Raw genomic sequence first — 7877 nt, forward strand, 5'->3', positions numbered from 1 at the left:
CTGAGTAAAAGATGAAAACTTCCTGACAATCCAACTAACTCTGAGGTACGCATTTAGGGGAAGAATCTTTTGTGTTTTCCCATTAATGAATTTGGTCCTAAGATCAGGATGATTGAGTTATCATAAATGTAGACGAAGTTACCCATATCAGCGGGATACCGATTTTATCGTCCCATTCAAGAGTGAACTCTGGGGAAGCCTGCAGACAGGTGAGCGCTGGTTGCCTGATCCGCCGATGGGTAATGTGCTACTTTTAACGTTTTCAGTAATCATACTTCCCAATTGCACAAGGATATTTTCTCGATTCATACGATTAATTCAGAGATAATTGTTGCAACTATATATGGTTGCAATATAATATATGCAATCAATATAGGTTGCGGATTTAGATGGTCAATAGATAGAAGCATTGGCAGCCCATAAAGGTTTTAATTGTCTTAATGCAACTTATAAGGGTTGCGTGCTTTCATGAAAGGAGTAAAATCAGGAGCTGCAATTCATTTGGAATAAAAGGGGCGATATGAATAAAATTCAAATAGGAATAATTGGGGATATAATTAGCTCGAGGGAGTTGAGTGGTTATCAACGGCAAGATGTGCAAAAGAATTTCAAAAAAGTAATGAGAGATTTAAACAATAAGTATAGAAATGAAATTCTATCAAAATTTGTGAATACAACCGATGATGAGTTTCAGGGGCTATTAAATGGTGGTGAAAGAATCCAAGAAATAATTTGGGATGTGGAAATGAGTATGTACCCAAACAAGGTTAGGTTTGGAGTAGGGTTCGGTGAACTATATACCCCAATTGAAACCAGGGCAATAGCGATGGACGATCCGGTCTGGCACAATGGAAGAAGTGCCATTGTGAGTGGAAAAATGGATGGAATAAGTGGCGGTGTCTATAAAGGGTTTGGAACTGAAATTGATGAGATGCTAAATGGATTCTCATATTTGTTATGGTCTGCGAGAGAGAGCATGACAGAAAAACAGAGGAATATAGTTAGTGAGCTTAGAAAGGGCTTTTCTCAGGTAGAGGTTGCAAAAAAATTCAAAATTAGTAGGCAAGCTGTAACAAAGCATGCTTCTTCGGCAGAGTGGAAGGCATATTCTGCGGGGGAACTGGCTTTTGGAGGATTATTAAAGTATGCAACAGAAATGAGGAGAAATTATTAGATGACCATTGAATTACCTCAAAATCCAGCTTCTCGGATTTTATGGGCACAAATAGTATTTTTCCAGCCATTTTTATTGAATGACATTCTGAGCTCTTCAGTTTCTGACAAGTCATGTTGTCCCTGTGTGAGACACATTCATTCTTCTATTTAGTCTTTCTGAACGAGTGAAATGGAGTGAAGAATCTCAGAGCCTGGGCCTGGCATTAACATGAGTCAGAGATCCTTCGTTTGCAGGAAGACAAAAGTTCGCAAAGGTAGCAATAATGAAACCTCAAACTGACGTATTCCAAATTCCATCAAAAGTATGGAGAGTCGTTCTGGGGTTTACCCTGTTCAGAATGGTGCTGGCCGCCATTTTGCCACTTACTCCACAGGAAGCCTACTATTGGAGTTGGAGCCGGGATCTGGCGCTTTCTTATTTTGACCATCCACCTTTGGCGAGCTATAGTATTTGGTTTACAACTGCTCTTTTGGGGCAAACAATCTTCGGGATCAAAATTGCAGCCGTGCTCTGGTTTCTTGGTCTCAATATCCTCTGGGCCAAGCTCACTCAAGAGATGTTTCAAAATACTGACCAGACATTTTGGACCCTGCTGGCACTAAACGCCACCATTGTGTTCGAACTTTATGGCTTTGTGATTACGCCTGATACACCCCTGATATTTGCATGGACAGCAACTTTCTATGCTCTCTGGAACCTCATCAGATCACAGAATTCCAGGTGGTGGTATGCTGCTGGACTTTTTATGGGTTTGGCCTGGCTGGGTAAGTATTCCGGGATAATGCTGGTTCCCTCAGTGCTCATGTTTTTTCTCATTTCAAAAAGTCAACGTAAATGGCTGGCCACACCTTATCCCTACCTTGGGGTGCTTATTGCCATCTTGGTATTTGCACCTGTTCTAATTTGGAATGCCCAGCATGATTGGATTTCCTTCACGTTTCAGGGTGCCAGACGGACAGCCGGTATGGGCACCTGGAAATTGCGTTTTGTAGGTGAATTATTCGGCTCTCAGTTTTTCATATTAACACCCTATTTATTTGTGCTGGTTTTTGCTTCCCTAAACCGCTTTGGACGCAGGATATTTTCTGAAATGGAAGATAAGATCCTGCTTTTGGTGAGTAGTGGCTTGGCAACTTCAGTATTTTTTATCGCCGTTAGCTTTCGCAGCCTGGTGAAGATGAACTGGTTGGCTCCTGCGTACTGGTCATTCATAATTTTAGGGGTCTATTTCCTATTCCAAGAGTCTCAGCGGTTGCGACGTTTTAAAATAGGCGTGTATTCCTCACTGGCATTTCTCGGTCTGGGTGTTTCAATCATAGTCCTACCAGATGTACCCCTGGGAGAGGGCAATACCTGGAGTGGTTGGAAAAATGCAGCTGTCGAAGTATCCTCCATTAGGGATTCTCTCAAACAGCAGGGTGATGAGCCTTTTATTTTCAGTACAAATTATAAAGCCAGTTCTCTGCTCAAATTCTATCTGCCGGATCAACCGCGGACTTATGCTCAGGATATCATAGGTAAACCGGCACTTCAATTCGATATATGGCCAAAGACTGTTGACCTACTGGGTAAGACAGGAATCCTGGTAATAGATGATCGGCGTGAGTATCGCTTTAAGCGAAAACAAATAGAACCTTATTTTACCAATATTAGAAAAATTAGAACCATTAAGACCGAAAATTATGGGCAAACCGTTCGCAGGATCGATATTTATCTGTGTACGGGTTATCAGGGTGCAGGCTGAAGAGAGGATGAGATGAATATGAAATTCAGGCAGATCAAACCTTATGGCACATGGAAATCACCTGTTTCAAGTGAGTCGCTGGTTGAATCCAGTCTCAGGCTTGGTCAGATAAACATAGATCATGACAAGATCTGCTGGACCGAAGGTCGACCATCGGAAAAGGGTCGGACTGCCTTGATGGAATGGTCAGAAAAACAGGGATCACGTGAAATTAGCCATGTCGATTGGGATATCCGAACTAGAGCTCATGAATATGGGGGTGGTGCTTTCCTGGCGGATAAATCAAGACGCTTCTACATTGATAATCAAGATCAACAACTGTATGAGATTCTAGCAACAGGTGACCGAAAGCTGCTTACTGGAACTGACAAGTTTCGTTATGCTGATCCTGTTCTTGATGAAGAGCGAGACCAGCTATATGCGGTGGGTGAAGACCATTCCGATCCTAATGAAGTCAGGAATATGTTGCTCAAAGTTTCCCTGGATGGGAGCGGTTCACAGCTCGTGATTGCTGAAGGTCATGACTTTTATTCAAATCCACAAATAAGCCCTGATGGTCACAAGCTGCTATTCCTGACCTGGGATCATCCCCATATGCCCTGGGATGGAACCCAGTTGTGGCTCGGTGACCTTGATAAAACTGGAAATATAAGTCACCTCGAACTGATCGCGGGAGTTGAAGCGGAATCAGTCTTTCAGCCACGATGGGATCCGAATGGGGATATCTATTTTATCTCTGATCGCAATGGTTGGTGGAATCTGGTTGAGTATTCACAAGGGATCACCCGCTGCATCCTTGAGATGAAAGCTGAGTTTGGTCTTCCGCAATGGATTTTTGGTATGAGCACTTATGCTGTACTGAATTCAGGTGAACTGGTGGCTGCATACCGAGATCTGTCCGGTTCCCAACTCATCCGGATCAATGCTGCAAGTGGCAACTATACCGCTATTGAATTGCCATACTCTGATATTGATCAGGTCAGAGGATCAGGTGATATGATCTCATTTATTGGGCATACCCGGGATCAACCAGGCGAGATCGTGGCGATGGACTTGTACTCAGGAAAGTCTCAGGTGTTGCGTAAGGCTTCTGAGACCGATCTGGATGACATTTATATCTCATCTGCTGAGATGATCACATTCGAACCGCGACCGGGAGAATTAACCTATGCCTGGTATTATCCACCTCTAAATCCAGATTATCAAGCACCTCCAGCAGAAAAACCTCCTTTGATCGTGTTGAGTCATGGAGGCCCAACTGGCTATAGCTCAGGGGCTTTCAGCTTAATCGTCCAATATTGGACAACTCGCGGTTTTGCTATTGTGGATGTTAATTACAGCGGCAGTACTGGATTTGGTCGCAAGTATCGCCAGCGTTTAGTTGGAAACTGGGGTATTCGTGATGTAGAGGACTGTGCTGCAGCAGCTGCACATTTAGTGGATGAGGGCAAAGTCGATCCGGAACGATTGATCATCAAAGGGGGCAGTGCAGGAGGCTATACAACGCTGGCAGCCCTAACCTTTACAGACGTGTTTAAGGCCGGAGCCAGCTACTATGGGGTTGGCGACCTGGAGCTTTTGACACGGGATACCCACAAGTTCGAAAGCCGGTATCTTGATCGATTGGTTGGAGCCTATCCAGCAGAAAAACAATTGTATCGGGAGCGGTCACCCATCAATCACACGGAACAATTGGATTGTCCAGTGATATTTCTGCAAGGATTGGATGACCCTGTTGTGCCTCCCAATCAAGCAGAGACGATGGTGGAGGCACTGAGAGCAAAAGGAATCCCCGTAGCTTATGTACCGTTTGAAGGGGAGTCTCACGGATTTCGGCAGGCCAGTACAATTATCAGAGCGATTGAGAGTGAGTTCTATTTCTATGCGAAAATATTTGGGATAGAACCAGCTGATTCACTGGATGGCATTGAGATATACAATTTGTAAGTAATGACAAGATCGGGAAATACAGTACCTGGTCTCGTCTTTCTGAAAATTCAGCCTGGATCTCATTCAGTTCAAACCTGGCCATAACCAATACCATATTCAGTTCCATCTGCGCTTTCTAGCAGGATAATGAAAATTCCATATGGATTAGTCCCTGCGAGTCCTGCAGGGACTGCTTGCCGTGGCGTAGTTGGAAGACATAGACAGGCGTGGAGTTCATCCTGAGTAACATCGAAGGGCTCCATTAGACGGTTAAACGCGCATCTTGGACTGAAATTGGTATTACCCGGCTTCGCTTTCAGCTACTCCACTATGGAGTTAACTTGGGTTTACCCGGCTTCGCTTTCAGCTACGCACTATGGAGTTAACTTGGTATTACCCGGCTTCGCTTTCAGCTACGCACTATGAAGTTAACTTGGGTTTACCCGGCTTCGCTTTCAGCTACGCCGTGGTTATTCTCAACCATGGGTATGGTTGAGAATAAAAAAAAACTGCAACAATGTGACGTTTTTGAACCGTGTTATTCACGGTGGGTACCGCCCTTAAGGATCAGACTTCCTTGATCCCGGGGCGGGAAAGGCCTGTCTTAGCAGCAAGGAGATGAGGTTCCCTTTGGTAAGTTCTCGTTCAAAAAATGCCGACACTGTTGCAGCAAAAGTTTAAAAAGCATATGGAAAATATTAGTACACTTGTGACCGCCAAATTTAGCCCGATGGCAAGTGAACTCAAAGAGTAAAAAAATAGAAGTTCGCTGTTTCAAGCGGGAAGTTTTGCGTTAGAACGGACAGAAAGGTACACTCACAATGAAAAACAAGCGGCTATTGAATTGTCGGCTGGTGGGAACCATTTTTTCTAACTATCGGAAAGGACATTCTCTCCTTCAGATTTCGCTACAATAACAGCACCCATGGTATCGCTGGTAATATTCACAACAGTACGGAACATATCCAGGGGACGATCTACTGCCAGCATGGTGCCAACAATAATAGCTGCCTGAGGGTGGTTACCCAAACCCACGGCATCTAGCACGATAAAGATCATGACAAGACCGGCTGAAGGTATTGCAGCAGCACCAACTGAGGCTAAAAAAGCGGTGATAACGATCAGTAATTGCTGGATCAGGGTAAGATCAAACCCCAGAGCCTGGGAAATGAATAGTACACCGGCACATTCATACAAGGCGGTTCCATCCATATTTATTGTTGCTCCAAGCGGTAGAACAAAACTGGTAACTTTATTTGACACACCGGCTTTATTCTCAATACAATCCATGGTGACAGGGAGTGTCGCCCCAGAAGAACTGGTTGAAAAAGCTGTCGCCATGGCAGAAGCAATAGCTCTGTAGTGTTTTAAAGGATTGATCCTGGTAAAAAGCCAGAAGACAACTGGCAAAATTACGAATATATGTATAGTTAATCCCAGCGAAATGGTCACCATGTACCAGCCTACAGCTTTGAAAAGAGTAAACCCTGTACTCGCTACTGCCTTGGCGATCAGACCGAAAACACCGAATGGTAGAAAAAGGATCACACCCCGGGTCATTTTCATCATAACCTGAAAAAAAGTGTCAAACAGATCCTTGGTTGCTCGGTATTGTTTTTCTGGTAAAGCAGTGATTGCCATCCCCAAAACAATGGAGAAAAATATAACAGCCAGGACATCACCCTGAGCAGCCGCAGCGATGGGATTCGTGGGAACCATACGCAACAGAACATTTCCTAAACTACCTGGTTGGGTCAGACTGGATGGATCAAAGCCCTTACTGTCTGCCTGAATATCCACACCAACTCCAGGCTGAATGATATTGGTCAGGGTCAAGCCGATCAGAATAGCCAGCATGGAGGTCAAGAGGTAGTACCCAAAGGTCTTTGCGCCCAATCGTCCCAGACTTTTATTCTCGCCGATCCCAGACACTCCAGAGGTGATTGAGAAGAAAATGAGGGGGACGATCACCATTTTAAGGAGTCGCATGAACAGGTCACCAATTGGAGCAACATTCATGGCGTCCTCACCCAGGATCAGGGCGTAAATTGTACCGGCACCCATTCCGATAAAGACCTTCCAATACAATTCGAGATTCCAAAATTTCATGAATGCCTGACGCAAAATGGACATATAGTTACCCTCTATTATTTTCCATATATAGTAAAATTGACTTGCTACAATATAGAACCCTGCGGATGTAATGCACCTCCCATTTTCACTGCTATTAAACCGGCCCATGTTATCCGTGAGTATATTTTAAATGCCACAAAGTCACTAAGACACCAAGTTTCACAAATTTTCTTAGGGGTTCTTGGGGCCTTTGCTTGTCCGGCGTAGCTCTTCGAGCGAAGATGGATGTTCTTCGTGGCAAAAGAACTTACACTGCGGCGAGATGCTGACTCCTGATGCATACGGCTATCTCATGCCAGTTTAATATGCAGAATCCTATCAGCATTCAGGTTGAGATTCAAAGTCCTGACGTTTAATACGAAATTCAGCTCTAAATGGCCTGTAATTACTTCATCTTTTACCGTTTTACTTTACTTCGATGAACTCAGCATACCACACTTAATATTTTATCCATAGCTATACTTCGATGAACTCAGAACAAGTGGCTATGCAGAAGACATGAAGATCGTAAAACACTAAAATATTTTGAAATTAATAGACCCTTTAGAACTGAATTGGTATAACTGGTTGAATAATTCACATCAATTATGATTGTGTGCAAAAAAAACGCCCTGGAAATACAGGGCGTTTGATCATTGTTCACAGGGAGGAAGAACAAATATTTAAAACCGGTCGGGACGGAAGTGTTTGGGCTTATTATCCCATTTGTTACCCCTTTGGCCATCTCGTGGACCCATACGGTGTGTCATTATTTGCCTAAAGGTTTTAAATTGGTCAGCGGTTAATACCTTTTTGACTTTCAACATATGATCAATCCTGGCTTTGTCCAGTTTGACCTCAATGGCACCGATCTTGTCAACCTGAGCATATAATTTCTTTTTATTGGGGTCATCA

General features: G+C 43.8%; 5 protein-coding genes. 3 read left to right on the forward strand and 2 right to left on the reverse strand.

Going from position 1 to position 7877, the window contains the following annotated elements:
• The first annotated feature begins 520 nt into the window (after window positions 1–520).
• The 3 genes from U9Q77_12705 to U9Q77_12715 all read left to right on the forward strand — a co-directional run bounded on the left by U9Q77_12705 (window position 521) and on the right by U9Q77_12715 (window position 4868).
• Entirely contained in the window at window positions 521–1174 is a 654-nt protein-coding gene (locus U9Q77_12705; protein MEA3288218.1) for a SatD family protein, read from the forward strand.
• Between the two features lie 265 nt (window positions 1175–1439).
• A complete protein-coding gene (locus tag U9Q77_12710) occupies window positions 1440–2921 on the forward strand; it encodes a glycosyltransferase family 39 protein (protein MEA3288219.1) in 1482 nt (493 codons plus the stop codon).
• A 12-nt stretch (window positions 2922–2933) separates the two neighbouring features.
• Window positions 2934–4868, forward strand: coding sequence for a S9 family peptidase (locus U9Q77_12715; protein ID MEA3288220.1), 1935 nt, complete (start codon window positions 2934–2936; stop codon window positions 4866–4868).
• An 852-nt stretch (window positions 4869–5720) separates the two neighbouring features.
• Here the strand turns inward: U9Q77_12715 and U9Q77_12720 are convergent.
• Window positions 5721–6983 (reverse strand): dicarboxylate/amino acid:cation symporter, encoded by a 1263-nt coding sequence (locus U9Q77_12720; protein MEA3288221.1) that lies wholly within the window; start codon window positions 6981–6983, stop codon window positions 5721–5723.
• A gap of 662 nt (window positions 6984–7645) precedes the next feature.
• Window positions 7646–7877 (reverse strand): hypothetical protein (locus U9Q77_12725; GenBank protein MEA3288222.1); only part of this gene is annotated, 232 nt, incomplete at its 5' end.

The sequence above is a fragment of the Candidatus Neomarinimicrobiota bacterium genome, from assembly GCA_034716895.1.
Lineage (GTDB): Bacteria > Fidelibacterota > UBA8477 > UBA8477 > JABMPR01 > JABMPR01.

Coding starts and splice junctions, on each gene's coding strand:
- U9Q77_12705 (MEA3288218.1), top strand. CDS start 521: ATGAATAAAATTCAAATAGGAATAATTGGGGATATAATTAGCTCGAGG.
- U9Q77_12710 (MEA3288219.1), top strand. CDS start 1,440: ATGAAACCTCAAACTGACGTATTCCAAATTCCATCAAAAGTATGGAGA.
- U9Q77_12715 (MEA3288220.1), top strand. CDS start 2,934: ATGAATATGAAATTCAGGCAGATCAAACCTTATGGCACATGGAAATCA.
- U9Q77_12720 (MEA3288221.1), bottom strand. CDS start 6,983: ATGTCCATTTTGCGTCAGGCATTCATGAAATTTTGGAATCTCGAATTG.